The sequence below is a fragment of the Serratia sp. 2723 genome, assembly GCF_050434425.1.
GTDB lineage: Bacteria > Pseudomonadota > Gammaproteobacteria > Enterobacterales > Enterobacteriaceae > Chania.
In genome coordinates, this window is the sequence record NZ_JBNDIN010000016.1 from 92,402 (window position 1) to 118,700 (window position 26,299).

General features: G+C 53.0%; 26 protein-coding genes and 4 tRNA genes. 21 read left to right on the plus strand and 9 right to left on the minus strand.

The annotated features are described in order from the left end of the window. Window positions 1-506: 506 nt before the first annotated feature. Complete coding sequence (locus tag ABIE29_RS20330; protein ID WP_429620757.1) at window positions 507-1,892, minus strand: MFS transporter; 1,386 nt, start codon at window positions 1,890-1,892, stop codon at window positions 507-509. Window positions 1,893-2,095: 203 nt separating this feature from the next. Here ABIE29_RS20330 and pncC point away from each other — a divergent pair, with 203 nt between their 5' ends. The 13 genes from pncC (at window position 2,096) to luxS (ending at window position 12,224) form a co-directional block, all read left to right on the plus strand. Continuing rightward, window positions 2,096-2,584: a nicotinamide-nucleotide amidase gene (gene pncC, locus ABIE29_RS20335; RefSeq protein ID WP_429620759.1), complete on the plus strand. Its 489-nt coding sequence runs from the start codon at window positions 2,096-2,098 to the stop codon at window positions 2,582-2,584. A gap of 112 nt (window positions 2,585-2,696) precedes the next feature. Next, window positions 2,697-3,761, plus strand: coding sequence for a recombinase RecA (gene recA / locus ABIE29_RS20340; protein WP_429620761.1), 1,065 nt, complete (start codon window positions 2,697-2,699; stop codon window positions 3,759-3,761). Between the two features lie 58 nt (window positions 3,762-3,819). Beyond that, window positions 3,820-4,353 (plus strand): recombination regulator RecX, encoded by a 534-nt coding sequence (gene recX, locus ABIE29_RS20345; RefSeq protein WP_429620763.1) that lies wholly within the window; start codon window positions 3,820-3,822, stop codon window positions 4,351-4,353. A 131-nt stretch (window positions 4,354-4,484) separates the two neighbouring features. Then, window positions 4,485-7,112 (plus strand): alanine--tRNA ligase, encoded by a 2,628-nt coding sequence (gene alaS / locus ABIE29_RS20350; protein ID WP_429620765.1) that lies wholly within the window; start codon window positions 4,485-4,487, stop codon window positions 7,110-7,112. Between the two features lie 254 nt (window positions 7,113-7,366). After that, on the plus strand, window positions 7,367-7,552 hold the full coding sequence (csrA, locus tag ABIE29_RS20355) for a carbon storage regulator CsrA (protein ID WP_004091602.1): 186 nt from the start codon (window positions 7,367-7,369) through the stop codon (window positions 7,550-7,552). Between the two features lie 333 nt (window positions 7,553-7,885). Then, window positions 7,886-7,978: transfer RNA gene (locus ABIE29_RS20360), tRNA-Ser, on the plus strand. A gap of 3 nt (window positions 7,979-7,981) precedes the next feature. After that, a tRNA-Arg gene (locus tag ABIE29_RS20365) sits at window positions 7,982-8,058 on the plus strand. A 200-nt stretch (window positions 8,059-8,258) separates the two neighbouring features. Next, window positions 8,259-8,335: transfer RNA gene (locus ABIE29_RS20370), tRNA-Arg, on the plus strand. Window positions 8,336-8,521: 186 nt separating this feature from the next. Further along, a tRNA-Arg gene (locus tag ABIE29_RS20375) sits at window positions 8,522-8,598 on the plus strand. A gap of 310 nt (window positions 8,599-8,908) precedes the next feature. Continuing rightward, the gene (gene yqaB / locus ABIE29_RS20380) at window positions 8,909-9,475 is read left to right on the plus strand and encodes a fructose-1-phosphate/6-phosphogluconate phosphatase (RefSeq protein WP_429620777.1); all 567 of its coding nucleotides are present in this window, start codon (window positions 8,909-8,911) and stop codon (window positions 9,473-9,475) included. After that, complete coding sequence (locus tag ABIE29_RS20385) at window positions 9,472-9,900, plus strand: YqaA family protein (RefSeq protein WP_024530730.1); 429 nt, start codon at window positions 9,472-9,474, stop codon at window positions 9,898-9,900. The genes yqaB and ABIE29_RS20385 overlap by 4 nt, the downstream gene beginning before the upstream one ends. A gap of 81 nt (window positions 9,901-9,981) precedes the next feature. Continuing rightward, the gene (gshA, locus tag ABIE29_RS20390) at window positions 9,982-11,544 is read left to right on the plus strand and encodes a glutamate--cysteine ligase (protein WP_429620779.1); all 1,563 of its coding nucleotides are present in this window, start codon (window positions 9,982-9,984) and stop codon (window positions 11,542-11,544) included. Window positions 11,545-11,708: 164 nt separating this feature from the next. Continuing rightward, window positions 11,709-12,224, plus strand: coding sequence for an S-ribosylhomocysteine lyase (gene luxS / locus ABIE29_RS20395; protein WP_429620781.1), 516 nt, complete (start codon window positions 11,709-11,711; stop codon window positions 12,222-12,224). Window positions 12,225-12,500: 276 nt separating this feature from the next. Here the strand turns inward: luxS and ABIE29_RS20400 are convergent, their stop codons facing one another. Together ABIE29_RS20400 and ABIE29_RS20405 are read right to left on the minus strand one after the other, a co-directional pair. Then, the gene (locus ABIE29_RS20400) at window positions 12,501-13,790 is read right to left on the minus strand and encodes an HlyC/CorC family transporter (RefSeq protein WP_429620783.1); all 1,290 of its coding nucleotides are present in this window, start codon (window positions 13,788-13,790) and stop codon (window positions 12,501-12,503) included. 64 nt (window positions 13,791-13,854) lie between these two features. Further along, window positions 13,855-14,649, minus strand: a complete 795-nt coding sequence (locus tag ABIE29_RS20405) for a cytochrome C assembly family protein (protein ID WP_429620820.1) — start codon at window positions 14,647-14,649, stop codon at window positions 13,855-13,857. Between the two features lie 166 nt (window positions 14,650-14,815). Between ABIE29_RS20405 and ffh the strand changes: the two genes are divergently transcribed. From ffh to ABIE29_RS20435, 6 genes are all read left to right on the plus strand, one after another. Beyond that, window positions 14,816-16,177 carry a signal recognition particle protein gene (ffh, locus tag ABIE29_RS20410; RefSeq protein ID WP_021182183.1) on the plus strand — a complete coding sequence of 454 codons (1,362 nt, stop codon included), beginning with the start codon at window positions 14,816-14,818 and terminating at the stop codon, window positions 16,175-16,177. Window positions 16,178-16,391: 214 nt separating this feature from the next. Then, window positions 16,392-16,640 (plus strand): 30S ribosomal protein S16, encoded by a 249-nt coding sequence (rpsP, locus tag ABIE29_RS20415; RefSeq protein WP_004932501.1) that lies wholly within the window; start codon window positions 16,392-16,394, stop codon window positions 16,638-16,640. Between the two features lie 18 nt (window positions 16,641-16,658). Beyond that, window positions 16,659-17,207, plus strand: coding sequence for a ribosome maturation factor RimM (gene rimM, locus ABIE29_RS20420; RefSeq protein WP_021182184.1), 549 nt, complete (start codon window positions 16,659-16,661; stop codon window positions 17,205-17,207). Window positions 17,208-17,259: 52 nt separating this feature from the next. Continuing rightward, the gene (trmD, locus tag ABIE29_RS20425) at window positions 17,260-18,003 is read left to right on the plus strand and encodes a tRNA (guanosine(37)-N1)-methyltransferase TrmD (protein WP_021182185.1); all 744 of its coding nucleotides are present in this window, start codon (window positions 17,260-17,262) and stop codon (window positions 18,001-18,003) included. Window positions 18,004-18,080: 77 nt separating this feature from the next. Continuing rightward, complete coding sequence (gene rplS, locus ABIE29_RS20430) at window positions 18,081-18,437, plus strand: 50S ribosomal protein L19 (protein ID WP_004712521.1); 357 nt, start codon at window positions 18,081-18,083, stop codon at window positions 18,435-18,437. A gap of 197 nt (window positions 18,438-18,634) precedes the next feature. Beyond that, window positions 18,635-19,015 carry a VOC family protein gene (locus tag ABIE29_RS20435; protein ID WP_074032104.1) on the plus strand — a complete coding sequence of 127 codons (381 nt, stop codon included), beginning with the start codon at window positions 18,635-18,637 and terminating at the stop codon, window positions 19,013-19,015. On the opposite strand, the gene ABIE29_RS20440 is transcribed toward ABIE29_RS20435, so the two are convergent. The 6 genes from ABIE29_RS20440 to ABIE29_RS20465 form a co-directional block, all read right to left on the minus strand. Continuing rightward, a complete protein-coding gene (locus ABIE29_RS20440) occupies window positions 19,012-19,659 on the minus strand; it encodes a helix-turn-helix domain-containing protein (RefSeq protein ID WP_429620789.1) in 648 nt (215 codons plus the stop codon). The genes ABIE29_RS20435 and ABIE29_RS20440 overlap by 4 nt on opposite strands. 132 nt (window positions 19,660-19,791) lie before the next feature. Then, entirely contained in the window at window positions 19,792-20,010 is a 219-nt protein-coding gene (locus ABIE29_RS20445; RefSeq protein ID WP_179247308.1) for a DNA-binding transcriptional regulator, read from the minus strand. Window positions 20,011-20,067: 57 nt separating this feature from the next. Beyond that, window positions 20,068-20,622 (minus strand): lysozyme, encoded by a 555-nt coding sequence (locus ABIE29_RS20450; protein ID WP_429620791.1) that lies wholly within the window; start codon window positions 20,620-20,622, stop codon window positions 20,068-20,070. Next, complete coding sequence (locus tag ABIE29_RS20455; protein WP_429620793.1) at window positions 20,606-20,824, minus strand: HP1 family phage holin; 219 nt, start codon at window positions 20,822-20,824, stop codon at window positions 20,606-20,608. The genes ABIE29_RS20450 and ABIE29_RS20455 overlap by 17 nt, the downstream gene beginning before the upstream one ends. A 279-nt stretch (window positions 20,825-21,103) precedes the next feature. After that, window positions 21,104-21,868, minus strand: coding sequence for a DUF481 domain-containing protein (locus tag ABIE29_RS20460; protein WP_429620795.1), 765 nt, complete (start codon window positions 21,866-21,868; stop codon window positions 21,104-21,106). Between the two features lie 202 nt (window positions 21,869-22,070). Continuing rightward, the gene (locus tag ABIE29_RS20465) at window positions 22,071-23,417 is read right to left on the minus strand and encodes an anaerobic C4-dicarboxylate transporter (RefSeq protein ID WP_429620797.1); all 1,347 of its coding nucleotides are present in this window, start codon (window positions 23,415-23,417) and stop codon (window positions 22,071-22,073) included. 665 nt (window positions 23,418-24,082) lie between these two features. Between ABIE29_RS20465 and ABIE29_RS20470 the strand changes: the two genes are divergently transcribed. Both ABIE29_RS20470 and tyrA read left to right on the plus strand, forming a co-directional pair. Continuing rightward, on the plus strand, window positions 24,083-25,156 hold the full coding sequence (locus ABIE29_RS20470; RefSeq protein WP_065686941.1) for a 3-deoxy-7-phosphoheptulonate synthase: 1,074 nt from the start codon (window positions 24,083-24,085) through the stop codon (window positions 25,154-25,156). Window positions 25,157-25,162: 6 nt separating this feature from the next. Beyond that, a complete protein-coding gene (gene tyrA / locus ABIE29_RS20475; RefSeq protein WP_429620799.1) occupies window positions 25,163-26,284 on the plus strand; it encodes a bifunctional chorismate mutase/prephenate dehydrogenase in 1,122 nt (373 codons plus the stop codon). Window positions 26,285-26,299 lie beyond the last annotated feature (15 nt).

Genomic DNA, 26,299 nt, shown 5'->3' on the forward strand with positions numbered 1-26,299 from the left:
TGATTAAGTTTTCTAACTTATCCATGAGGTAAGGTATAAGCGAGCTTTGATAAAAATGCCATAGGTGGCAATAATTATTGTACAAACTCGGTATTGATAAAAATTCTTATCTGCTAGCGTGGATAAGTATCCACAGGTAATTCATGGTTTCTTAAATTACCCGGACACTTTATTTTTATCAAGATAAATTGCATTTTATTTACTCGTTTGTTTATCGGGCTATAAAATTAAATTAATTTTAAATCATGTGGTTAACTTTTTATTGTTGAGGGTTTTACTTATTTTTAAGTTGGTGCTACCGGGGGAGGGAATAAGCCAATTACATGAAAAAACTAACGGTTATTGCGGGGGCCATTGGCATTTATCTTCGTGGCTAATAAAGGGTTTTTTTTTGAAATCGTGAAGTTAAGATTTTTTATTTATTAGTTATGCTACTAATTTTATTGATTGGTATAAGAAAAACTTCAGTTTTTGGGGTGGGGCGTGGCGGACCACGCCTGGCTAACCTATAGCATAGTGTAGGCTTTTTTCAGCCCGGTATCTTCTTCGGGATCTGCACCTTGAGAATGGGCTGGATCTTCTTCCGACAGCGGTTCCGCCAACTGAACTAGCGGATCGGGAGCGGCCTCCGGCGCGGGCATCGTATCTTGAATGGTCTGCTCATCGAACGTCGGGTTTAACGCAGGGGATAGCGGGGAGCTGGAGAGGCTGTCTGGCATGGCGATATGGGGCACCGGCGCATCTTGTACAAACTGCGACTCATCCTGTTTGACCGTTCTGCTGCAAGCCATAATCAACAGACCACACAGCGCGAAAAACACGTACAGGATGTTCCCACCCAAAGGCTGGATCAACGCACCGACGGCCAGCGGCCCGATGCTGGCCCCCACGCCAAACGCCATGAGCAGACAGGCAGCCAGGGAAACGCGGCGTTCTGGCTCAATCATGTCGTTGGCCAGCGCTACCGCCAGCGGATACAGGGTGAACTGCAACATGCTGACCATGAAGCCGACGATCAGTAACACCGGGAAATCGATATGGGGCAATAGGGCCAGCGGTAAGGCGGCAATCACCAGCAGCAGTGCGTTAACCCGCATCAGCAGCGTGCGGTTGTAACGGTCTGACAGCCAGCTCAGCGGAAACTGCGCCACCAGCCCGGCAAAGATAGCAATGGCCATAAACAGGCCGGTTTGCTGAGTGGACAATGCCTGCTGGCTGGCATATACCGGCGCGAGCCCGTAGAAGGAGCCTACCACCATGCCGATCACCAGCGTGGTGGCCAACACTTTAGGAATGGCATGTAAAAAATAGCGCAGCTCCATGGGGGCGGGTGACATATGCCGGGCATTGGTGCGGGTTGTCAGGGCGATTGGCACCAGGCAGAGGGAAAAACACAGCGCGATGAGCAGCAGCGTGGTGATGCCTAGGTTGGCTTGCAACATCAGCACGATCTGCCCCAGTGACATGCCAAGGTAGGAGGCAGCCATATAAAAGCCGAATACCATGCCGCGCTGATTGGATTCAGACTGATCGTTCAGCCAGCTCTCCAGCACCATGTACTGGCACATCATACACAGGCCGATAATCAGCCGCAGCACCACCCAGACCGGGATGTATTCCGTCAGGCCGTGGCCCAGCACCGCAGCGGTAATGATCCCGGCGCAGGAGACATAGGCGCGGATATGCCCTACGCGAGCAATCAGAAAGTGGCCGACCTTGCCGCCGATCACCAGGCCGATGTAGTTAGCGGCGATAATGGCCCCGATCAGGGCACCGCTGACGTTGATGGAGGTTAACCGCAGGGAAATGTAGGTGGTCAGTAACCCTGAACCCAGCAGCATCAGCAGGGTGGTGGTATACAGCGGAAAGAATACACCTAACGTTTTTTTCACTCGGCCTTCCTGTTTTAGTCGAAGATTGAGGCAAACGGGTTTGCCGCAACAAGCTGGACGTATTCCCGATACTAGCAGTTAGTACAACGGCTTAAAACCGCAGTGCTGCGAAGCGCTTGGCATTTCGGCCGGTAAAATGCCGCAGAGGCTTGATAAATGCTACCATCAGGCGCATATACCTTGATTGATTAAAAGGAGAGGCCATGAGTGAGAAGCGGTTGCGTGAGCTCAGTATTGCCGTCGGAAAAAGGCTAAAGGCCGATGGGCGTTGGATCAGCTGCGCAGAGTCCTGTACGGGCGGCGGTATTGCCAAGGCAATTACCGATATCGCCGGCAGCTCGGCCTATTTCGATCGCGGTTTTGTCACTTACAGCAACGCGGCAAAGCACGAACTGTTAGGGGTGGCGGAAGCGACCTTGCAGGCTTATGGCGCGGTCAGTGAGGAGGTGGTGCGTGAGATGGCGCAGGGCGCGATGCACGCGGCCAAGGCCGATCTGGCGCTTTCGGTCAGCGGCATTGCCGGCCCAGACGGTGGCAGTGTGGAAAAACCGGTGGGTACCGTCTGGTTTGGTTTTGCCGAACGTTCCGGCCGGGTGCTGGCGTGCAAAATGCAATTTACCGGCGATCGCGATGCGGTGCGCCTGCAGGCAACCCTTTTTGCGTTGCAAACCGCGCTTGATGAATTTTTGTAAAATTAGGCTTGATACTGTATGACCATACAGTATAATTAGCGACAATTTCCTGCACAACATACATTCAGCGGCAATGTGAGTCATTCTGGCATTGCGCAACGAAGGAGCAAAAATGGCTATTGATGAGAACAAGCAAAAGGCGTTAGCTGCGGCACTGGGTCAGATTGAGAAACAGTTCGGCAAAGGCTCCATCATGCGTCTGGGTGAAGACCGCTCCATGGACGTAGAAACGATCTCCACCGGCTCGCTGTCACTCGATATCGCACTGGGCGCAGGCGGCTTGCCAATGGGCCGTATCGTCGAGATTTATGGCCCGGAATCCTCCGGTAAAACTACCCTGACTCTGCAAGTTATTGCCGCCGCGCAGCGCGAAGGTAAAACCTGTGCGTTTATCGATGCTGAGCATGCACTGGATCCCATCTATGCCAAGAAACTCGGCGTGGATATCGACAACCTGCTGTGTTCTCAGCCGGATACCGGTGAGCAGGCGTTGGAAATCTGTGATGCGCTGACCCGTTCTGGTGCGGTTGACGTCATCATCGTTGACTCCGTAGCGGCGCTGACGCCGAAAGCGGAAATCGAAGGCGAAATCGGTGACTCACATATGGGGCTGGCGGCACGTATGATGAGCCAGGCCATGCGTAAATTGGCCGGTAACCTGAAGAACGCCAACACCTTGTTGATTTTCATCAACCAGATCCGTATGAAAATTGGCGTGATGTTCGGTAACCCGGAAACCACCACCGGGGGGAACGCCCTGAAGTTCTACGCTTCTGTCCGTCTGGATATCCGCCGTATCGGTGCGATCAAGGAAGGTGATGAAGTGATCGGTAGCGAAACCCGCGTGAAAGTGGTGAAGAACAAAATTGCTGCGCCGTTCAAACAGGCAGAGTTCCAGATCCTGTATGGCGAAGGGATCAACAGCCGTGGCGAATTGGTCGATCTGGGTGTGAAGCACAAGATGATCGAGAAGGCCGGTGCCTGGTACAGCTACAACGGTGAGAAGATCGGTCAGGGCAAGTCCAATGCCTGTAACTTCCTGAAAGAAAACCCGGCTATTGCTGCGGAACTGGATAAAAAACTGCGTGACCTGTTGCTGCACAGCAATGGTGAACCCGTTGCTGCCGGTGCCGAGCAGGCAGATGACAGCGAAGCAGAAACCAGCGAAGAGTTTTAATCTTTGCCGGTCGGTATATGCCCTTTAGGGCGTATACCGATCACTAAGGCTTGTCGATATGAATGATGTAGGTGCTCAATCTGCGAGTAATCAGCAAAATACGTTGATTAGCCGTGCGATGCGGCTATTGTCCCAACGCGATCATAGTGAAGCCGAACTGCGCCGCAAACTTGCGGCGCCGCCATTTATGGCGAACGCCAGATTCGGTAGCAAATCCTCTACAGAACCCCCCGAAGAGCCCGTCGATCCCGCAATCATTGAACAGGTGATTAGTTATTGCTACCAGCATAACTGGCTGGACGATCGGCGTTTCGCCAATAGCTTTATCGCCAGCCGCAGCCGCAAAGGGTATGGCGCGCAACGCATTCGCTCAGAACTGATGCAAAAGGGCGTGGATAAAGAGATGGTGCAGGACGCACTGGCGGAATGCGAAATCGATTGGTGTGAGCAAGCCAGGGAGATCGCGCTACGCAAATTTGGCGATCCATTACCGGTAGAATGGAAAGAGAAGGCCAAGGTGTTGCGCTATCTGCTCTATCGCGGCTTCTTCCAGGAAGAAATTCAGTCGATTTACCGTGATTTTGCACAATGAATGCACACGGCGTTTTACTTCCCCCCGAAGAAAATTTATCTTATCCCCACATTTAGTTCGTGAGCCAGAGGATATCGTCAGGATGTCGAGCCTCTTTCACGCATCGTTATTCTAGTCTTTCCGGGAAAATTATGAGCAAGAGCACCGCTGAGATCCGTCAAGCGTTTCTCGATTTCTTTCATAGTAAAGGCCACCAGGTTGTAGCAAGCAGCTCCCTGGTACCTAACAATGATCCGACATTGCTGTTTACCAATGCCGGCATGAACCAATTTAAAGACGTTTTCCTGGGGCTGGACAAGCGCGCCTACTCGCGTGCCACCACTTCACAGCGTTGCGTGCGTGCCGGTGGCAAGCACAACGACCTGGAAAACGTCGGCTATACCGCCCGTCACCATACTTTCTTTGAAATGTTGGGCAACTTCAGCTTCGGTGACTATTTCAAGCACGATGCTATCAGCTACGCGTGGGAACTACTGACCGGTGAAAACTGGTTCAACCTGCCGAAAGAAAAGCTGTGGGTCACCGTCTATGAGACCGATGACGAAGCCTTCGACATCTGGCAGAAGCAGATTGGCGTGCCTGCGGAACGCATCATCCGTATCGGCGATAACAAAGGCGCGGCCTTTGCTTCCGATAACTTCTGGCAGATGGGTGACACCGGCCCATGCGGCCCGTGCACCGAGATCTTCTTCGATCACGGTGACCATATCTGGGGTGGCCCTCCGGGTAGCCCGGAAGAAGATGGCGATCGCTATATCGAGATCTGGAACATCGTGTTCATGCAGTTCAACCGCCAGTCTGATGGCACCATGCTGCCGTTGCCGAAGCCTTCGGTGGATACCGGCATGGGCCTCGAGCGTATCGCTGCGGTGCTGCAACATGTCAATTCCAACTACGAAATCGATCTGTTCACCACCCTGATTGCTGCCGTTGCTAAACTGACCGGCGCAACCGATATGGGTAACAAGTCGCTGCGCGTGATTGCGGACCATATCCGTTCTTGTGCTTTCCTGATCGCCGATGGTGTGATCCCGTCGAATGAAAACCGTGGCTACGTGCTGCGCCGTATCATTCGCCGCGCGATCCGTCATGGCAACATGTTGGGCGCGAAGGATACCTTCTTCTACAAGCTGGTTGCTCCGTTGATCGAAGTGATGGGCCCGGCTGCCGATGAACTGAAACGTCAGCAGGCACAGGTTGAGCAGGTACTGAAAGCCGAAGAAGAACAGTTTGCTCGTACGCTAGAGCGCGGTTTGGCGCTGCTGGATGACGAACTGGCCAAGCTGCAGGGCGATACCCTGGATGGCGAAACGGCATTCCGTTTGTATGATACCTACGGTTTCCCGGTGGATCTGACCGCCGACGTCTGCCGTGAGCGTGGTCTCAAGGTTGATGAGCAAGGCTTTGAGCAGGCGATGGAGGCTCAACGCCGCCGTGCGCGTGAGTCCAGCGGTTTTGGCGCGGACTACAACAGCCTGATCCGTGTTGACGGCGCAAGCCAGTTCAATGGTTACGATCGCGAAGAGCAACAGGCGAAAGTTACCGCTCTGTTCCGTGATGGTCAGCCGGTGGCTGAGATCCATGCGGGTGAAGAGGCCGTGGTGGTGCTGGACGAAACGCCATTCTATGGCGAATCGGGTGGCCAGGTCGGCGATAAAGGCGTGCTGAAAGCGGCCGGCAGTGAATTTGTGGTGAGCGATGCGCAGAAATATGGCCAGGCTATCGGTCACCTGGGCAAGCTGGCTAGCGGCTCGCTGAAGCTGAACGACCGCGTTGATGCGGCGATCGACAGCGTACGCCGTAACCGTATTCGGCTGAACCACTCCGCCACTCACCTGTTGCATGCGGCATTGCGCCAGATCCTGGGTGAGCACGTAGCGCAAAAAGGCTCGTTGGTTAACGACAAGTACCTGCGTTTTGACTTCTCGCACTCCGAAGCGATGAAGCCAGAACAAATCCGCGCGGTAGAAGATTTGGTTAACCAGCAGATCCGTCGTAACCTGTCGGTGCAGACCGAAGTGATGGCGTTGGACGATGCCAAAGAGAAGGGTGCGATGGCGCTGTTTGGCGAGAAGTACGATGACCACGTGCGTGTGCTGACCATGGGGGATTTCTCTACCGAACTGTGTGGCGGTACGCATGCCAACCGTACCGGTGACATCGGCCTGTTCCGCATTCAGAGTGAGTCTGGTACCGCAGCCGGTATCCGTCGTATTGAAGCGGTGACAGGTGAAGGGGCGATAGCGACCTTGCATCAGCAAAGTGACCTGTTACAGGATGTTGCTCACCTGGTGAAGGGTGACAGCAATAACCTGAGTGATAAGGTGCGTGCGGTACTTGATCGCTCTCGCGCGCTGGAAAAGGAGCTGCAACAGCTGAAAGATCAGCAAGCTGCGCAGGAAAGCGCTTCGCTATCGAGTCAAACCAAGCTGGTCAATGGCGTGAAACTGCTGGTCAGCCAGTTGGATAACGTTGAACCGAAGACCATGCGTACCATGGTTGACGATCTTAAAAATCAGCTGGGTTCTGCGATCATCGTGTTAGCCACGGTGGAAGAAGGCAAAGTCAGCCTGATTGCGGGTGTTACCAAAGATCTGACCGACCGGGTTAAAGCCGGCGAGCTGATCGGCAACATCGCACTGCAGGTTGGTGGCAAGGGGGGTGGACGCCCTGATATGGCAATGGCTGGGGGCAGTGATGCCAACGCCTTGCCTGCGGCATTAAACAGCGTAGAGGCCTGGGTGGCCGCGAAACTGTGAATATAAATAAATAGGCACGTTACTGACGCCGTAAACCACTACGGCTTATGGCGTTTTTAGACTGTGCTAACACAATGTTGTGATAATTGCGGGAACAAAGTTTTCCAGGTCAGCTAAACTTATTCTTAATCTGGAGTGACACCAAGTCTGCTTACATTTATTGTGGGTTCTTGACTTACGTTTTCACTACATATAATGGATAATGGCGGGGAAACTGAGAGACCCGACTCTTTTAATCTTTCAAGGAGCAAAGAATGTTAATTCTGACTCGTCGAGTTGGTGAAACCCTCATGATTGGCGATGAGGTTACGGTCACAGTGCTAGGGGTTAAAGGCAACCAAGTTCGTATTGGTGTGAATGCCCCCAAAGAGGTGTCTGTTCACCGTGAAGAAATCTACCAGCGCATCCAGGCCGAGAAGTCTCAACAGACGACTTACTGATTTCTAAGTAGCGTCTCGTTCTATAGCGAGACGCTCCTTGCTTTTCTTGACCCGCTTTACCTCCTTCTTTCACGTTGCCAGTTATCTCCCTCACTCTTTTTGCCAATAATCTTTCTCCTGCGATCAAACTCTTATCCGCGTTAGCACGGCATTTTCCTGTTGATAAAGCACTCTTTTTGCCGCGAAATTACTCATGTTGCCTGTGATTTGTGCAAACGCGCAAGAGTTGGGAAAAATTGTTTGACTTATAAACCCGGGAAAGTAATATGTGCGCCACGCAGTGCCGATGAGCTTCTCTAAAGCAAGTTAGGCACGATTCGCAAGAAGCGTACTGGTGAGGTGGCCGAGAGGCTGAAGGCGCTCCCCTGCTAAGGGAGTATGCGGTCAAAAGCTGCATCCGGGGTTCGAATCCCCGCCTCACCGCCATTTGCATCCATAGCTCAGCTGGATAGAGTACTCGGCTACGAACCGAGCGGTCGGAGGTTCGAATCCTCCTGGATGCACCATATTACGAAGTGTTTGTCTGAGAGTTTTTAGCTTACAGATGAATGCGAGCTGAAAGGTAGCACAAAGGGGGATAACGTTGCTTTAGCAACGGCCCGGCGGGCGAAGCGGTTACGCTGAGTAATCCTCCTGGATGCACCATATTTTGCAGTATGGTGGGGTAGTAACGACATACCATACGGTATCAAAAAAGAATTCCTGTGCATCCATAGCTCAGCTGGATAGAGTACTCGGCTACGAACCGAGCGGTCGGAGGTTCGAATCCTCCTGGATGCACCATATTATAAAGTACCTATCGCGAATACTAATTTGTAGATAGATACAATATAGAAGGTAGCAGTAGGGAGGCAACGTTGCACTGCAACGGCCCAACGGGTGAAGCGCTTGCGCTGAATAATCCTCCTGGATGCACCATTCTTCAAGTGAAGTTTCACGGAACGAAACCCATCGCTAAAAAATAAAACTGCATCCATAGCTCAGCTGGATAGAGTACTCGGCTACGAACCGAGCGGTCGGAGGTTCGAATCCTCCTGGATGCACCATATTATAATGTACTTATCGCAAACGCTAATTTGTAGATAGATACAATATGGAAGGTAGCACTAGGGAGGATAACGTTGCACTGCAACGGCCCAACGGGTGAAGCGCAGGATTGTGCTGAATAGTCCTCCTGGATGCACCATTTTATAGAGAAACCCGCTTCGGCGGGTTTTTCGTTTTCTGCTTTCCAGCTTCCGTCTTTGCTTCTTATAAGCTCTCTTCTACACCGCATTTTCCGTCATGCTCTGGCAGCGACAACCTTCCGGCTTTACGCTAAAGTAGCTTTCTTTGCTCAATGGTCATGGAGTCACGATGTATGATCGCTATCAGGGTCTGATCTTCGACATGGACGGTACCATTCTGGACACCGAGCCGACGCATCTCAAGGCGTGGCACGAGGTGTTGGCTCGTTACGGAATGAAGTTTGATGCGGCCGCCATGACAGGGCTGAACGGTTCACCTACCTGGCGCATTGCGCAGGCGGTGATTGCCGCACATCAGGCCGATCTCGATCCTCATCAACTGGCCGCCGAGAAAACCCGTGCGGTAGAAAGCATGCTATTAGACACGGTGCGCCCATTGCCGCTGATTGAAGTAGTGAAGTCTTATCATGGCCGTCGCCCCATGGCCGTGGGGACGGGCAGTGAGCACCGGATGGCGGAGATGTTGCTGCGTCATTTAGGGCTGTTCGACTGCTTTGATGCCATCGTTGGTGCTGATGATGTTCAACGCCACAAGCCGGAGCCGGATACCTTCCTGCGCTGTGCGGAGTTGATTGGCGTGCCTCCTGAGCACTGCGTGGTGTTTGAAGATGCCGATTTCGGCATTCGGGCCGCCAGAAGCGCCAATATGGCCGTGGTAGACGTTCGCGCATTGTGAGTAGTACGTTGGCGGTCATGTCGTTGTTTGGCAGCAGCTTCCTTAGTGCGACGCTGTTGCCTGGCAATTCGGAGATCGTGTTGGTTGCGTTGTTGACCAACAGCAGCGCTTCACCAGGTTTACTGGTGCTGGCTGCAACGTTGGGAAATACCCTGGGTGGGTTGACCAACGTCATTATCGGGCGTCTGTTACCGGCGTTGAAACCACAACGCGGGCTGGAAACGGCTCTTGGTTGGTTACAACGCTTTGGCCCGGCTGCGCTGTTGCTCAGTTGGGTGCCGGTTGTGGGCGATTTATTGTGCGTGTTGGCAGGCTGGCTGCGCATGCCATGGGGTGCCGTTACGCTGTTTCTGTGTATCGGAAAAGCGTTGCGTTACATCATCTTGACGATGATTACGCTGCAGGGTATCGCCTGGTGGCATTAACCAAGTGAATATAACTCAATATTCTCTAGGGAGCGGATTCAGTATGCTTACAGCTATCGTTTTTAGAAGCGGGAGGTCAATTTGATCCCGGACGTATCACAGGCGCTTTCCTGGTTGGAAGCCCACCCTCATGCATTAAAAGGGATCCGGCGCGGTATTGAGCGTGAAACACTGCGGGTAACTGCGGATGGCACGCTTGCCAGCACGGGTCATCAAGAACAACTGGGGGCGGCATTAACGCACCATTGGATCACCACGGACTTTGCCGAGGCGCTATTAGAATTTATTACACCGGTTGATGACGACCTCGATCACTTGCTGACGTTCCTGCGCGATATCCATCGTCACGTGGCGCGCAATCTGGGTGATGAGCGCATGTGGCCGTTGAGCATGCCGTGCTTTATCAACGCCGAGCAGGACATCGAACTGGCGCAATTTGGCACCTCCAACGTTGGGCGGATGAAAACGCTGTACCGGGAGGGGCTGAAGAACCGCTACGGCGCGTTGATGCAAACCATTTCCGGTGTGCACTACAACTTCTCCCTGCCGCTGGAGTTTTGGCAGGCGTGGGCCGGCGTTGAAGATGAAGAGAGTGGTAAAGAGCAGATCTCTGCGGGATATTTCCGCCTGATCCGCAACTACTACCGCTTTGGTTGGGTGATCCCATATCTGTTCGGGGCATCGCCAGCCATCTGTTCCTCGTTCCTCAAAGGCCGAGAAACCGATTTGCCGTTTGAGCGCAATGAACGGGGCATGTGTTATTTGCCTTATGCCACCTCGCTGCGCCTGAGCGATCTGGGCTATACCAATAAGTCGCAGAGTAATCTGGGTATTACCTTTAACGATCTGCAAACCTATGTGCAAGGTCTGAAGCGTGCGATTGCGACGCCTTCAGAAGACTATGCCAAGCTGGGAGTAAAAGAGGGCGATCGCTATCTGCAACTGAACAGCAACGTGTTGCAGATCGAAAACGAACTCTATGCCCCGATCCGGCCAAAACGCGTCACCCACAGCGGTGAGACACCGTCAGATGCACTGTTACGCGGCGGTATCGAGTATATCGAAGTACGCTCGCTGGACATCAACCCATTCTCGCCAATCGGTGTGGATGCGGTGCAGGCGCGTTTCCTGGATCTGTTCCTGGTGTGGTGCGTACTGGCGGATGCGCCAGAAATGAGCAGTGATGAACTGTTGTGCACCCGTAAAAACTGGAATCGGGTGATCCTGGAAGGGCGTAAGCCAGGCCAGACCATCGGCATCGGCTGTAACGATACCCGTGAACCGTTGGATAAGGTTGGCAAAGCGCTGTTTGCCGATCTGAAGCGGGTGGCCGAGGTGTTGGATAGCGAAGCGGGCGATCGACAATATCAGCAGGTGTGTGAACAACTGGTGGCGGCGTTTGACGATCCGGAGCTGACGTTCTCGGCCCGTATCCTCAAGGAAATGAAAGCGCAAGGCACCGGTAACGTTGGCCTGGAACTGGCGGAAAAATATCGCAAAATGCTGATAGCGGAGCCGTTGGAACTGCTGACCGAAGAGCAATTCGCTCAGGAGCAGCAAGCCTCGTGGCAGCGCCAGCGTGACATAGAAGCCAGTGACACGCTAAGCTTTGAACAGTTCCTGAAGGAAAACGGCGGGGGCTGAAAAAGAAAAAGGCCACATCACTGTGGCCAAATACTCATCTCTGAAAACAGTGATGATGATAACAAATGCGCGTCTTTCATAGATTAAGACCCGCAGGGTTGGAAAAGGTTTCATCGGTACGAAAAAAGTTTCGAAATAAATTCATTTTACCAAGAGGTGATGACATGCCACTGCTGGATAGCTTTACCGTAGATCATACTCGCATGGCGGCTCCGGCTGTCCGCGTTGCTAAAACCATGCAAACCCCTCATGGGGATACCATCACCGTATTCGATCTGCGCTTCTGTCGCCCGAATCTGGAAGTGATGCCAGAGCGTGGGATCCATACCTTGGAACATCTGTTCGCTGGCTTCATGCGCGACCATCTGAATGGTAACGGCGTGGAGATCATCGATATCTCGCCAATGGGTTGCCGTACCGGCTTCTATATGAGCCTGATTGGCGTACCGGAAGAGCAGCGCGTGGCTGATGCCTGGCAAGCCGCGATGGCCGACGTCTTGAAGGTGACTGACCAGCGCAAGATCCCTGAGCTCAATGAGTTCCAATGCGGTACCTACCATATGCACTCGCTGGAAGAGGCGCAGGAAATTGCCAAGCATATTCTTGAGCACGGCGTGGTAGTGAACCATAACGAAGAGCTGGCGTTGCCGGAAGATAAGCTGCAAGAGTTGCACATCTAGGTCCCCTCACCCCAACCCTCTCCCACAGGGAGAGGGAGCTGGTAGTCTCTACTCTTTTGGACGTAATAGAGCTGATCAAGCAGCCCGATTGCCCCTCACCCAAACCCAAACCCACAGGGAGAGGGAGCTGGTAGTCCCGGCTCTTTTGGAAGTAATAGAGGTGAGCTAAGCAAACTAGATCGTCCTTTCAATCACCGATGCTTATGAAGAACCACGATACTTTCAGCTTACTCGATAGGTCCCCTCTCCCTGTGGGAGAGGGTTAGGGTGAGGGGCCTAGTGGTTTTGCACACTTGCCTGTAAGGATTTAATCGGCGTGACGCGCACCTGCTTGATCATATTGTCCTGTACGTCGAGGATATCGATATCATAGTGGCTGATGCGTACCCTGGTCCCGATGCTGGGGATCTCCTCCAGCTCTTCGAGCAGCATACCGTTGATGGTCCTGGCCTCAATGGCTGGCAGCGTCCAGTTGAAAGCCTTGTTCAGTTCGCGCACGTTGGCACTGCCATCGATCAATACCGAGCCATCGCTCTGTGGATTCACTTCCTCCGCCAGCGTAGGTGACATTGAGGTGGTGAAATCGCCGACGATTTCTTCGAGGATATCCTCAACCGTCACCAGCCCCTGGATATCACCATACTCATCGACCACGATGCCGACCTTCTCTTTGTTGCGCTGGAATTTCACCAGTTGAACGTTGAGTGGCGTGCCCTCTGGCACGTAGTAGATCTCATCGGCCGCTCGCAGCAGGTTCTCTTTGTTGAACTCTTTTTTCTCGGTCATCAGCCGGTAGGCTTCACGGACGCGCAGCATGCTGATGGAGTCGTCCAGCGAATCGCGGTACAACACGATTCGACCGTGTGGGGAGTGTGTCAGCTGGCGCATGATCGACTTCCAGTCGTCGTTGATATCAATTCCGACGATCTCGTTGCGCGGCACCATGATGTCATCCACCGTCACCTTCTCCAGATCCAGCACTGAAATCAGCATGTCCTGATTACGGCGCGAAATCTTCGACTGGGACTCGTTCACAATGGTGCGCAGCTCCTCTTTGCTCAACGCGCCGCTGATGCGTACGTTGGTACGGATGCCGAAAATCCGCAGCAGCAGGGTGGTAATGCCATTGAGCAGCCACACCAGTGGGAACATGACTTTTTGCAGCGGGGCCAGCAGGAAGCTGCTAGGGAAGGCAATGCGTTCAGGATAGAGGGCGGCAAAGGTTTTGGGTAACACTTCGGCGAACAGCAGCACGACAAAGGTCAGCACCCCGGTGGCGATTGCCACGCCAATATCGCCATACAGGCGCATCCCGACGATGGTCCCCAGCGCAGAGGCCAGGATATTGACCAGGTTGTTGCCAATCAGCACCAGGCCAATCAGGCGGTCAGGCTTTTGCAGCAGCTTCTCTACTCGGCGTGCGGCACGGTTGCCCTGTTTGGACAAGTGGCGCAGACGATAGCGGTTGAGCGTCATCATGCCGGTTTCGGATGCTGAAAAATAAGCGGAGACCGCGACCATAATCACCAAAATGAAAATGAGGGTCTCAGTCGAAACGTGCTCCAACGCGGTATTCCTTATGTTGGGGGAGAAGAGTGCCTCAGCGGGGCGATGGAGCGCCAGGCCAGACTTAGCGCACCATCATCAGTTCCTGGAGCAGGCGGCTCCCGAAGTAGGCCATGGTAAGCAGAAAAGAGCCGGCAAAGCTGAACCAGACCACGCGGCGGCCACGCCAGCCCTCGTGATAATGGCCCCACAGCAGCACGATATAAACAAACCACGCCATGATGGACAGCACCGCCTTATGTACGTTCTCTTTGCTAAACAGGTTGTCCATATACAGCAGGCCGGTACACAGCGTCAGCGTCAGCAATACCACACCGATCTGGGTGATATGAAACATCTTGCGCTCAATACTCATCAGCGGCGGCATATCGGCACTGAAACCGAGTTTTTTATGTTTCAGCAGGTAATCAAGCCAGGCGAGTTGCAGGGCGTACAGCGTGGCGATAATCAGGGTGGAGTAAGAGAACAGCGCCAGGCCGATATGCACCATCAGCTCCGGGCTGGCTTCCAGATGGGTGATAAACTCGCCAGGCAGAAAGCAGGCGAATGCCAGGTTGATCATCGCAAAGCTGTAGACGATCGGCAGCAGGAACCAGCCGCGATCGCGGGAGGCGACGTAGGTCATCACCGAACAGATAATCAGGCCAACGATGGAGCCGATGTTCAGCAGGCTGAGATTTTGCCCGGCGCTGACGTCAAAAATGCGCTGCTGGAGGGCGATGGCATGGCAGATCAGCGCCACCACGGCCGAAACCAGCGCCAGCCGACGGTATGCGCTATTCTTCCGCAACAAACTGGGAATGATCAGTCCAAGGCTGAGCAGGTAGGCCATCAAAGCCACAAGAGAGAATACTGGCATAGCGTTATTTAGCATCGGCATGGTTAATTGGAATGCCAGTATAACGTTGAGCGGCCCCTACTCCAACCAATCTCCAACGCTGAGGCAGAGATCGTTGTAGCAACGTGTTATAATCGCCGCAATTGTGTCGCCACTGCGGCCTGACTCTTACGTTGAGCATGAGACGATGTTTGAAAATTTAACCGATCGATTGTCGCGCACCCTGCGCAATATCAGTGGCCGTGGGCGGCTGACCGAAGAGAACATTAAAGAAACCCTGCGTGAAGTGCGTATGGCATTGCTGGAAGCGGACGTTGCGCTGCCGGTAGTGCGTGACTTCATCAACCGCGTGAAAGAGAGCGCGGTTGGGCATGAAGTTAACAAAAGCCTGACGCCGGGCCAGGAGTTCGTCAAAATCGTCAAGAGCGAGCTGATTGCCGCGATGGGCGAAGTGAACACCGAGCTGAACCTGGCGGCGCAGCCACCGGCGGTGGTGCTGATGGCCGGCCTGCAAGGTGCGGGTAAAACCACCAGCGTGGCCAAGCTCGGCAAATTCCTGAAAGAAAAACAGAAGAAAAAAGTCCTGGTGGTTTCTGCCGACGTGTATCGCCCTGCGGCGATCCGGCAGTTGGAAACCCTGGCGGAAGGCGTCGGCATCGACTTCTTCCCGTCAGACGTGAAAGAAAAACCGATCGACATTGTTAACCGTGCGCTGCAACAGGCCAAGCTGAAGTTCTACGACGTGCTGATCGTCGATACCGCAGGCCGCTTGCACGTCGATGAAGCGATGATGGACGAAATCAAACAGGTACATGCGGCGATCAAGCCGGTGGAAACCCTGTTTGTGGTCGACGCCATGACCGGCCAGGATGCGGCCAACACCGCCAAGGCCTTTAACGAAGCGCTGCCGTTGACCGGCGTAGTGCTGACCAAGGTCGATGGTGATGCGCGCGGCGGTGCGGCGTTGTCTATTCGCCACATTACCGGCAAGCCGATCAAATTCCTCGGCGTGGGCGAGAAAACCGACGCGCTGGAGCCATTCCATCCGGATCGCGTGGCCTCACGTATTCTCGGCATGGGCGACGTGCTGTCGCTGATCGAAGATATCGAAAGCAAGGTTGACCGCGCACAGGCGGAAAAACTGGCTAGCAAGCTGAAGAAGGGCGACGGTTTCGATCTGACCGACTTCCTCGACCAGCTCAAGCAGATGCGTAATATGGGCGGTATGGCCAGCATGTTGAGCAAACTGCCGGGCGCTGGCCAACTGCCGGACAACGTCAAATCGCAGATGGATGACAAAGTGCTGGTACGCATGGAGGCGATCATTAACTCAATGACGTTGAAAGAGCGTGCCAAGCCGGAAATTATCAAGGGTTCACGCAAACGTCGCATTGCGATGGGCTCCGGCATGCAGGTGCAGGATGTTAATCGGTTGTTAAAACAATTCGACGATATGCAGCGCATGATGAAAAAGATGAAAAAAGGCGGAATGGCGAAGATGATGCGCGGCATGAAAGGCATGATGCCGCCGGGCTTCCCAGGCCGTTAAAACCACGCCGCAGCAAGGCTGTGGCGGGTTTGTCGATTTACCGATCACGGTAAAACCTGTCCGAGAGCGTGATGGCGCAAAAACGAATTACCGGCAATCTACGCTTTAGATTGCTTTTTGCGCCAAAATGAGTAAAATTTTCGGGCTTTTTATATTGCAACCGGGCCCCGTCCCTCAATGGGGCCCGGCTGTTTTATTAACTAAAGAGGATGTTATGGTAACAATTCGTTTGGCACGTGGCGGCGCTAAAAAGCGTCCGTTCTATCAAGTAGTAGTGACCGACAGCCGCAATGCTCGTGATGGTCGTTTCATCGAGCGTGTAGGTTTCTTCAACCCAATCGCATCTGGTCAGGCTGAAGCACTGCGTCTGGACCTGGATCGCATTGAGCACTGGGTTGGTCTGGGTGCTACCGTTTCTGATCGCGTTCACGCGCTGATCAAAGACGCTAAGAAAGCAGCTTAATCTGTCGCGGTGGTGGCAATGAGCAAGCAACTCAAACCGGTAGCACCTAAGCAGCCGATTGTACTCGGTAAGATGGGGTCTACTTACGGCATCCGTGGTTGGCTCAGAGTGTTTTCATCCACCGAGAACGCCGAAAGCATATTTGACTATCAGCCCTGGTTAATCCAGCGCTCTGGTCAGTGGCAGTTTGTCGAGTTGGAAGACTGGAAACGCCACAGTCAGGATCTGATCATCAAGGTCAAAGGCATTGACGATCGGGATGCAGCGAATTTACTGACCAATTGCGAAATTGTCGTAGATTCCGAGCAGTTGCCTCCGCTGGAAGGCGATGATTACTACTGGAAAGACCTTATGGGTTGCCAGGTAGTCACCACTTCCGGATACGAACTGGGTAAAGTCATCGATATGATGGAAACCGGTTCTAACGACGTCATGGTCGTGCGGGCAAACCTGAAAGATGCATTCGGTATGAAGGAGCGGTTGGTCCCGTTTCTTCATGGGCAGGTTATCAAGAAAGTCGATCTCGCCGCCAAGATTATCGAGGCTGAGTGGGATCCTGGTTTTTGACCTCCGGATTTAATGGTCGAAGCAAGTGGAATAACAAGATGGGGATTGGCTGGTGTTCATTGGTATCGTAAGCCTGTTTCCTGAGATGTTTCGCGCAATCACCGATTACGGGGTAACTAGCCGGGCAGTAAAAAATGGCCTGCTGAGCGTGCAGTGTTGGAGTCCGCGTGACTTCACCTACGACCGGCATCGTACCGTGGACGATCGCCCTTATGGCGGCGGCCCGGGAATGTTGATGATGGTGCAACCCTTGCGGGAAGCTATTCATGCAGCAAAAGCAGCGGCAGGCGAGGGAGCAAAGGTGATTTATCTGTCACCTCAGGGGCGCAAGCTGGATCAAACCGGTGTGCGCGAACTGGCGGCTAACCAGAAGATGATCCTGGTGTGTGGCCGTTACGAAGGGATAGACGAGCGCGTGATCCAAACCGAAATTGACGAAGAATGGTCAATCGGCGATTACGTTCTCAGCGGCGGTGAACTACCGGCAATGACCCTGATCGATTCGGTCGCCCGCTTTATACCGGGTGTTCTGGGCCATCAGGCTTCGGCAGAGGAAGATTCCTTCGCTGAGGGATTGCTGGACTGCCCGCACTATACCCGCCCGGAGGTGTTAGAAGGGATGGAGGTTCCGCCAGTTTTACTGTCGGGCAACCATGCCGAGATACGTCGCTGGCGCTTAAAGCAGTCGCTGGGCCGTACCTGGCTTAGAAGACCTGAACTTCTAGAAAGCCTAGCTCTGACTGACGAGCAAGAGGTGTTGCTGGCCGAGTTCCAACGGGAACATCGAGCTAAGTAACAGGACTATGAAGGGAACGTCTGAGCGTTGTCTCGACGAGACCGATATATCAGTTTACCTAGGGTAAGAGACATATTATGAGCAACATTATTAAGCAAATTGAACAAGAGCAGATGAAGCAAGACGTACCTGCATTCCGTCCGGGTGATTCCGTGGAAGTGAAGGTATGGGTCGTTGAAGGTAGCAAAAAACGTCTGCAGGCATTCGAGGGCGTGGTTATCGCTATTCGTAACCGCGGTCTGCACTCTGCATTCACTGTTCGTAAGATTTCCAACGGCGAAGGTGTTGAGCGTGTATTCCAGACTCACTCCCCAGTAATCGACAGCATTACTGTTAAACGTCGTGGTGCCGTTCGTCAAGCCAAACTGTACTACCTGCGTGAACGTACTGGTAAGTCTGCTCGTATCAAAGAGCGTCTGAACCGCGTTAACTAAGCAGCATCCAAAAGTTAATAGTGATAAGGGGATTACCGTTATGGTAATCCCCTTTTTTTATGGTGCGTCGGGCATGGTGTTGGTGTTTGACGAGGAGGGAGGGGGACGTACGTTAATTAGCCTGTCGTATTTATCCAATACGCGGGAAGGCGGATTTGTGAAACTACCGTCACTGACAGCTGAATGGAGCGCCTGCAATGCAATTTGCCTATACGATTTTATATGTTGATAACGTGCAGCAAACGATGGATTTCTATCATCGAGCCTTTGGTTTTGAGATCCATTGTTTGCATGAAAGTGGGGACTGGGGAGAATTGGCTACCGGTGCCACGCGGCTGTCATTTTGCTCAAGAGAGTTGCTGGCTGGGCAGGGCAAAAAGAGCGCTAAAAGTGATTATAATCATCCGGTGTTTGAAATTGCCTTCACTACCGACGATGTGCCGAAAGCGCTAAAAACAGCGCTGGATGCCGGTGCGGTGCTGGTTGAAGATATTCAGCACATGCCTTGGGGGCAAACGATCTGCTATGTGGCAGATCCAGAGCATAACCTCGTCGAGATCTGTTCCGTCATGGCTTAATCGTAGCCTTCACCAAACGCCTGTTGCCAATGGGGATTGATACGGAATGCGGCAGGCGTGATCCCTAACCAATGCTGGAACTCCCTGTTCATGTGCGATTGGTCACAATAGCCACCGTTTAGTGCGATTTCTGTCAGGGAGGCAGGATCACAGGCAGATAGCATTGATGCAGTTCTTCTCATTCGTAATAGACGAAGCCAGAATAACGGGCTCTTGCCCGTTTTGTTCTTCACCAGTCGTTCCAGAGTACGAACGCTGATCCCCAACTCCTGGCTTGCCTGAGTCAGAGAGTTGGCAAGCCGTAACGACAGCAATATTTCGGCAAGTTGCGTATCCACACGAACGGTATCGTGAATGATGGACAGTAATGTTGGATGGTCCGGTGTTAATCGGCAAGCGTTGAGGTAATGGTATAATTTGCCCTCATCGATAACACAATCTGGCCGAAACCGGAAACCATCATAATGGTCCCCTGCGGCGCTTTCTACGCCATAGGCACAGGTGTCGATCTCAGTGATCATTATCTCCTGTTGCCCATTTCTGTCAGTCAGGAAAATTAAATCCCGACAGCCATCAGGAACAACGATTTGCTGTGTCGTTTTTGGCGCATGAAAACTCCAGTGTTCCAAGACCAGTTGTTGCATTTGATCTCCCTATCATCTCAATGATCCGGTTTTCTAAAGCTTACCATCTATTCTCTCCGATTGGATTATCGTTATTCTGATGGCATTGGTTTGAAACCAAGGGATTACCAGATGGTAATCCCCCTTTTTTCATTACATCGCGGCGGCGCGTTGTTTGCCTTCTTGCGGGTGAGGCTGCACCGGAATGATGTCGCCGGGTGAAACGATGACCCGGGCCACGGATTCATGGGTGGCAAAGGTACAACTGCAGTTAATGTTACGGCATTGGTGATAGCGTTCTTTGGTCGACTCACTCAGATAGCGGCTGGAGCGAGTGTGTGCCACGCTACCGCACAGTGGACAATGCATCATAGAGACCCCCTCTTGATAAAACGGTGAAAAACTATTCGTCAGCAATGCTCGAAAAAGTCACTGAGCGAGCTGTTCTTTCCCTGGGAAACTGGTGGTATTCGGCGTGCTGAGACCTTTTAGGCACAGCTCACGTTCGGCGGCCCGGCGGCGTTCCAGCCCGCGGTTTTTGACGCCATTGACATAAATCCAGCGTGGTAACTGATCGCAAGCCTGCTGCCATTGGCCATGGTTAAGGAAATAAACCAGGGTAGAGCGGCAGGTGGCCCCCGTACCAACGTTAAAGGCAAACGCCATGACGGCATCATAAGTGGCCTGGGGCATCTGCTTTGGCAGACAGGCCGCGATGCGGCTCTCCACCCGGCGGATATCTTCCAGCAGGTTTTCCGCTGCCTGCACTGGCGTGATGGATTTACCTGGAATAACGCCTGCCGTATGGCCGATACCTTGCGTCCAAACCCCTGCTGCGCATTGATACGGGGTTAACTGGCACCCCTCAAAATCGGCAATCAGGTACAGCCCTTGTTCGGAAGTATTAATCCGCTTGGCCTGTGGCAGTAGCATGGCGATCGTCAGAATGGCCAGGGCGCTGCAACGCTTAACGATTGAGTTCATCAAAAAGTCTCCGTGCTGCTGCATCGCGCTCGATGCTTTTGAGGATCTCCAGACTTTTGCGTCTGTAGTACCAATTAACCAGGAAGGTGCCGATCCCTACAGCCGCGCCGATCAGAAAGGCAACATCCTGCGGCGAGAGCCTGCCAAGCCAGGCGAGAAACAGTGCCGCGGAATAGGTAATGAATGAGGTTAATCTCTCCATCCCATTAACCCCAGATCTGCTGTCGCAGCGGGTTGTTCTGTAGGATAACGCGGCTGTTGGCCACGATAAGCGAGTCGATACTGGCCTCATTTGCCGGGTTTATCATGGGTTTTACCTTAGCAATTATTACTGTATATGCATACAGTATTAATCAAAATGCTAAAGTCGTCAAGCAAGGATAGGATTATTTTTAGCAAAATGGTCAATGCGCGAATGGGCATAAAAAAAGCCCATTAATTATGGGCTTAGAGGTGGACTACGCGGATCTGTAAGACGAAATTACAAACCGTACACCAGCGTTACTGAAGTTGTGGTATCGGTATTTTTCGGTGCTGAGGCCGGTGGTTTGGTGTTGTAGACCACCGTGTAGGCCAGCCGTAGGGCGAAGTCATTATTGATGGCGACGTTTAACGCGGTTTCGGAGTTAACGGTGGTTTCGTCGTTCGCCAAAGCGGATAGCCCTTCGGATAGACGGGCCGTGTCTGTCAGCCTGTAGGAATAGTTGGCAGCGCCATAGGCCAGGGCACGGGTGGTACGGCCACCGCCGTGGTATTCATCATGGCGAACGCCTGGGCCGAATTCGACCCGCAGGTCCTGGCGCGGGTCGCTAAAGATCTGGCGCCCGTAACCCCCGGTCAGCGTAGAGCGTGAATCATAACCGTTGTAACGATCGTTCAACCAGCCAACCTGGCCGAACATATAATTACGAGCCGTCAGATTATGACGGGTACGGCCACCGGCCTGGTATTTCTCGGAGGAGCGTACGTTGGAGGAGGTAGTGTTGTTCGCCGAGCCCCACAGGCTGTATGCCGTATCGCTGTTAAACCAGGTCATGGTGGTGTTGGCCAGCAGGGTCGAGTTCTGTGTGTTGCCTGACTGGGCGTTATAGCCAGCCTGAACATTACCATCAAACGGCTTCTTGGCGGTGGCCGGATCGTCCATCGCGGTGAAGAGGGTATTGTCGGCGAATACGGAAACACTGGTGAAGGTGGTCAAGCAGCTAAAAAACAGCGGAATGGCGCGATGAGCGCGTAAAGAGAGCATTTTGGATCCAGTAGTTAAGTGTGATTATAAGTGATGGCGCTCACATTATATCGGTTCGCTGAGGGGACAAAAATAGGTCTGGTTAGCTTATGTTTTTAGTTTAAACAGGGGACTTATGCACTTTTCGTCTAGTGATACTATTGGCTTTTTGCGGCAGTGATAACAGCGGCAACGGGATCGCCCGCTGCCGGCAGAAACGAGACTAAAGGAAGGTCATCACTAATAGATAGCCGGTGATGCAGGAGCACAGGACGCCGATCAGGCCAGGAATGATAAAGCTGTGGTTGATGATAAATTTACCGATACGTGTAGTGCCAGAGCGGTCAAAGCCGATGCAGGCCAAATCGCTTGGGTAGGTGGGTAACACGAAGTAACCATAGGCCGCCGGGAAGAAGGCCAGCAGCATTTTAGGCTCGACGCCTAACTGCAAGGCCATTGGTGCAACGGCGGTCAGAGCCGCGGCCTGGCTGTTAACCAGTTTGGAAACCAGGAACAAGACGATAGCGTAAGTCCAGGGTTGGCTTTTCACCACGTCTTCCAGCACCACCTTTAGCTCCCCCATATGTGCCTGGAAGAAGGTATCACTCATCCATGCCACGCCGAAGACCGAGAAGATGGCGACCATTCCCGCTTTGAATACGGCACCGTTGGCGATATCGCTAGGTTTGACTTTACAGCCCATCAGGATCACGGCACCGGCGATCAGCATCATCATCTGGATCACCAGATTCATCGACAGCGGTTTTAACACGCCCTTGGCATCGGCAAAGGAAGGACGCAGATCGGCAAAGGCACCGAGCATGACCACGATAGCGATAGCGCCGAAGAAGATCAGCGTTGACCAGTAAGCCTGCTTGGGAAATGTTTGATTGAGCAGCGTTTCGGTGCCGCCATAGATATAGGCGCGCTGCTCCGGATCTTGGATCCTGGCCTGGAAATCCGCATCCTTATCCAGATCTTTACCGCGGCGCAGACTCCACAATGCCGCCATCAATACGCCGACCAACGACGCCGGGATCGAAACGGCCAGGATCTCCAGCAGCGAGTAGGCTTTGCCGATCCCATGGCCGGCCGCAATGATCGAAACCAGCGATACCACGGCCACGGAAACCGGGGACGCGGTGATAGCCATCTGTGAGGCGACAGAGGCGACGGCCATAGGGCGTTCTGGGCGAATGCCTTTTTTGATGGCGATATCAGAAATGATCGGGAACATGGTGTAGACCACGTGGCCGGTACCGCACAGGAAGGTCAGCGTCCAGGTGGTAAAAGGGGCTAGCAAGGTGATGTGCTGCGGGTGGCGGCGCAGTAGTCGCTCGGCGTATTGCATCATGACATTCAGACCGCCAGCGGTTTGTAACACCGAAGCACAGCCGATCACCGCCAAAATGGTGAGCATGACATCTACAGGGGGTTTACCTGGCTCTAAGCCGAATATAAAACACAGCAGAAATAAGCCAATCCCACTTATTAAGCCTAGCCCCATACCGCCAAATCGGGTGCCGACTAATAGGCAGATAATAATAATTGCGAATTGCAAAGTGATCATGAGAGTCCCTTGTCAGAAAGTAAAAACTGCTAACGCTCATCGCTCCTCAATGCAGGTGGTACGGGCTCTGTCTTCGCAGGTTAACCCTAAAGAGGTGTGAGCGATTTATGCCATAGTTATTTATTTAGCGGGGGATAACTGTGAGGTTCCGCAATATTTATTCAATAGGGTTACTATTATTTCTGATATAGATTCAAATGAATAAAGAATGAAAATCAATTGCCAGTTAAATGTATGACAATTGTTTTATAGTTGTTTAATTTGGCGATGGATGGGGCGGTTTTGCCAAGGAACTTGTTGGCTATGCGGCGCGGCATGCAACACCCCGACACAGAGTTGAGGTGGTTTTTTGAGCGTATCAGTGTCAATGAATAGCTTATCTTTGTGTTCATTTTTATTTACATGCTCTGATTTTTTTCGAAGTGGTGTTGATGAGCCTTCGCTGTGCCCTGGTAGATTTGTTTTATTCTTTATTTAACAAAAACAATAAATTAACCTGTATTGTTGTTTTCTTTTGTGGGTTGGAACCCTCCCTTCCTGACAGGGTAACTTTTTATTTACAGTAAATGGATTGAAAACTTTACAAGGAGTGGTTAAGGTAGCACCTGTAACGCTCAATGTTTTAATTACGCACACGCATAACGGCAAACGACAGGAATAGCATCATGCAAAAAGACGCGCTCAACAACGTACATATCAGTGCAGAACAGGTTCTTATCACCCCGGAAGAGCTGAAGAACCAGTTCCCACTCAGTGCCAACGATGAAACGGAAATCGCTACGGCCCGCCAAACCATTGCCAATATCCTTAAAGGGCAAGATCACCGTCTGCTGGTGGTCTGTGGGCCATGTTCGATCCACGATCCTGATGCCGCGCTGGATTACGCGCGTCGTCTGAAAACCCTGTCGGCTGAATTGAGCGATCAGCTGTATATCGTTATGCGCGTCTATTTTGAAAAGCCAAGAACCACCGTCGGCTGGAAAGGTCTGATCAACGATCCCTATATGGATGGATCCTTTGACGTAGAAGCAGGTTTGCACATTGCGCGTCGCCTGCTGCTGGATCTGGTCGGTATGGGCCTGCCGTTGGCGACCGAAGCGTTGGATCCGAACAGCCCGCAATACCTGGGCGATCTGTTCAGCTGGTCGGCGATCGGTGCACGTACTACAGAATCTCAGACGCACCGTGAAATGGCTTCCGGCCTTTCAATGCCGGTGGGCTTCAAAAATGGTACCGACGGTAGCCTGGGCACGGCAATCAACGCGATGCGCGCTGCATCCATGGCGCACCGTTTTGTCGGTATCAATCAGGCTGGCCAGGTTTGCCTGTTGCAAACCCAGGGCAACCCAGACGGCCATGTGATCCTGCGCGGCGGTAAAACGCCTAACTACAGCGCTGAGCACGTTGCCGCCTGCGAAAAACAGATGCAGGATGCGGGACTCCATCCGTCCTTGATGATAGATTGCAGCCATGGCAACTCAAATAAAGACTATCGCCGTCAGCCGGCGGTTGCCGAATCCGTAGTTGAGCAGATCAGAGCGGGTAACCGTTCGATCACCGGTATTATGCTGGAAAGCAATCTGCACGAGGGCAGCCAGTCTTCTGAACAGCCGCGTGTGGATATGCGCTACGGCGTATCGGTGACCGATGCCTGCATCAACTGGGAAAGCACGGAGACGCTGCTGCGCCAAATGCATCAGGATCTCGGCGCTGCGCTGATGGCACGCACTGGAGAGTAGTGAGTTATGGTGGCTGAACTGACCGCATTGCGCGATCAAATTGACGAAGTGGATAAAGCGCTGCTGGCCCTGTTGGCGAAACGCCTGGAGCTGGTGGCGGAAGTGGGGGAAGTCAAAAGCCACTACGGTTTACCGGTTTACGTACCTGAGCGAGAGGCGGCAATGCTGGCCTCTCGTCGCCAGGAAGCGGAAAGCCTCGGCGTTCCACCAGATTTGATCGAAGACGTGCTGCGCCGCGTGATGCGCGAATCCTACACCAGTGAGAATGATAAAGGCTTCAAAACGCTGTGCCCACAGCTGCGCCCTATCGTCATTATTGGCGGTAATGGCCAGATGGGCCGCCTGTTTAACCGGCTGCTGACGCTGTCGGGTTATCAGGTCAAAGTGTTGGATCAAGAGGATTGGCCGCAGGCGGATAGCCTGCTGGCGGATGCCGGTATGGTGATTGTCAGCGTACCGATCCATATCACCGAGCAGGTGATCGCCCAACTGCCGCCGTTGCCGCAGGACTGTATTCTGGTCGATCTGGCTTCGGTGAAGAACCGGCCGTTACAGGCGATGCTGGCCGTACATGGCGGCCCGGTACTGGGGTTGCACCCGATGTTTGGCCCGGATGTTGGCAGCGTGGCCAAACAGGTGGTGGTGTACTGCGATGGTCGTCAGCCGGAGGCCTACCAATGGCTGTTGGAGCAGTTGCAGGTTTGGGGCGCGCGTTTGCATTGTATCAGCGCCGTCGAACACGATCAGAACATGGCCTTTATCCAGGCACTGCGCCACTTTGCTACTTTTGCTTACGGCCTGCATCTGGCCGAAGAGAACGTGCAGTTGGAGCAGCTGCTGGCGCTCTCTTCACCGATCTATCGGTTGGAACTGGCGATGGTGGGGCGGCTATTTGCCCAGGATCCGCAGCTGTACGCCGATATCATCATGTCTTCGGAAGATAACATTGATCTGATCAAACGCTACTATCAGCGCTTTGGTGAGGCGATTAAGCTGCTGGAGCAGGGCGACAAGCAGGCATTTATTCAAAGCTTCCAGAAGGTAGAACACTGGTTTGGTGATTATGCCCAACGCTTCCTGGTTGAGAGCCGTTCTTTACTACGGCAGGCGAACGATAGCCGTCAATAGATGAAAAAGGGTTCG

Excerpts from the sequence above, each read along its gene's own strand:
- recX (WP_429620763.1), top strand. The coding sequence starts at position 3,820 with ATGAATGATGTAGGTGCTCAATCTGCGAGTAATCAGCAAAATACGTTG.
- ABIE29_RS20470 (WP_065686941.1), top strand. The coding sequence starts at position 24,083 with ATGCAAAAAGACGCGCTCAACAACGTACATATCAGTGCAGAACAGGTT.
- csrA (WP_004091602.1), top strand. The coding sequence starts at position 7,367 with ATGTTAATTCTGACTCGTCGAGTTGGTGAAACCCTCATGATTGGCGAT.
- ABIE29_RS20445 (WP_179247308.1), bottom strand. The coding sequence starts at position 20,010 with ATGATGCATTGTCCACTGTGCGGTAGCGTGGCACACACTCGCTCCAGC.
- ABIE29_RS20450 (WP_429620791.1), bottom strand. The coding sequence starts at position 20,622 with ATGAACTCAATCGTTAAGCGTTGCAGCGCCCTGGCCATTCTGACGATC.
- luxS (WP_429620781.1), top strand. The coding sequence starts at position 11,709 with ATGCCACTGCTGGATAGCTTTACCGTAGATCATACTCGCATGGCGGCT.
- ABIE29_RS20435 (WP_074032104.1), top strand. The coding sequence starts at position 18,635 with ATGCAATTTGCCTATACGATTTTATATGTTGATAACGTGCAGCAAACG.
- ABIE29_RS20455 (WP_429620793.1), bottom strand. The coding sequence starts at position 20,824 with ATGGAGAGATTAACCTCATTCATTACCTATTCCGCGGCACTGTTTCTC.
- alaS (WP_429620765.1), top strand. The coding sequence starts at position 4,485 with ATGAGCAAGAGCACCGCTGAGATCCGTCAAGCGTTTCTCGATTTCTTT.
- ABIE29_RS20440 (WP_429620789.1), bottom strand. The coding sequence starts at position 19,659 with ATGCAACAACTGGTCTTGGAACACTGGAGTTTTCATGCGCCAAAAACG.
- rimM (WP_021182184.1), top strand. The coding sequence starts at position 16,659 with ATGAGCAAGCAACTCAAACCGGTAGCACCTAAGCAGCCGATTGTACTC.
- ABIE29_RS20460 (WP_429620795.1), bottom strand. The coding sequence starts at position 21,868 with ATGCTCTCTTTACGCGCTCATCGCGCCATTCCGCTGTTTTTTAGCTGC.
- pncC (WP_429620759.1), top strand. The coding sequence starts at position 2,096 with ATGAGTGAGAAGCGGTTGCGTGAGCTCAGTATTGCCGTCGGAAAAAGG.
- rpsP (WP_004932501.1), top strand. The coding sequence starts at position 16,392 with ATGGTAACAATTCGTTTGGCACGTGGCGGCGCTAAAAAGCGTCCGTTC.
- recA (WP_429620761.1), top strand. The coding sequence starts at position 2,697 with ATGGCTATTGATGAGAACAAGCAAAAGGCGTTAGCTGCGGCACTGGGT.
- ABIE29_RS20405 (WP_429620820.1), bottom strand. The coding sequence starts at position 14,649 with ATGCCAGTATTCTCTCTTGTGGCTTTGATGGCCTACCTGCTCAGCCTT.
- yqaB (WP_429620777.1), top strand. The coding sequence starts at position 8,909 with ATGTATGATCGCTATCAGGGTCTGATCTTCGACATGGACGGTACCATT.
- tyrA (WP_429620799.1), top strand. The coding sequence starts at position 25,163 with ATGGTGGCTGAACTGACCGCATTGCGCGATCAAATTGACGAAGTGGAT.
- ABIE29_RS20465 (WP_429620797.1), bottom strand. The coding sequence starts at position 23,417 with ATGATCACTTTGCAATTCGCAATTATTATTATCTGCCTATTAGTCGGC.
- ffh (WP_021182183.1), top strand. The coding sequence starts at position 14,816 with ATGTTTGAAAATTTAACCGATCGATTGTCGCGCACCCTGCGCAATATC.
- rplS (WP_004712521.1), top strand. The coding sequence starts at position 18,081 with ATGAGCAACATTATTAAGCAAATTGAACAAGAGCAGATGAAGCAAGAC.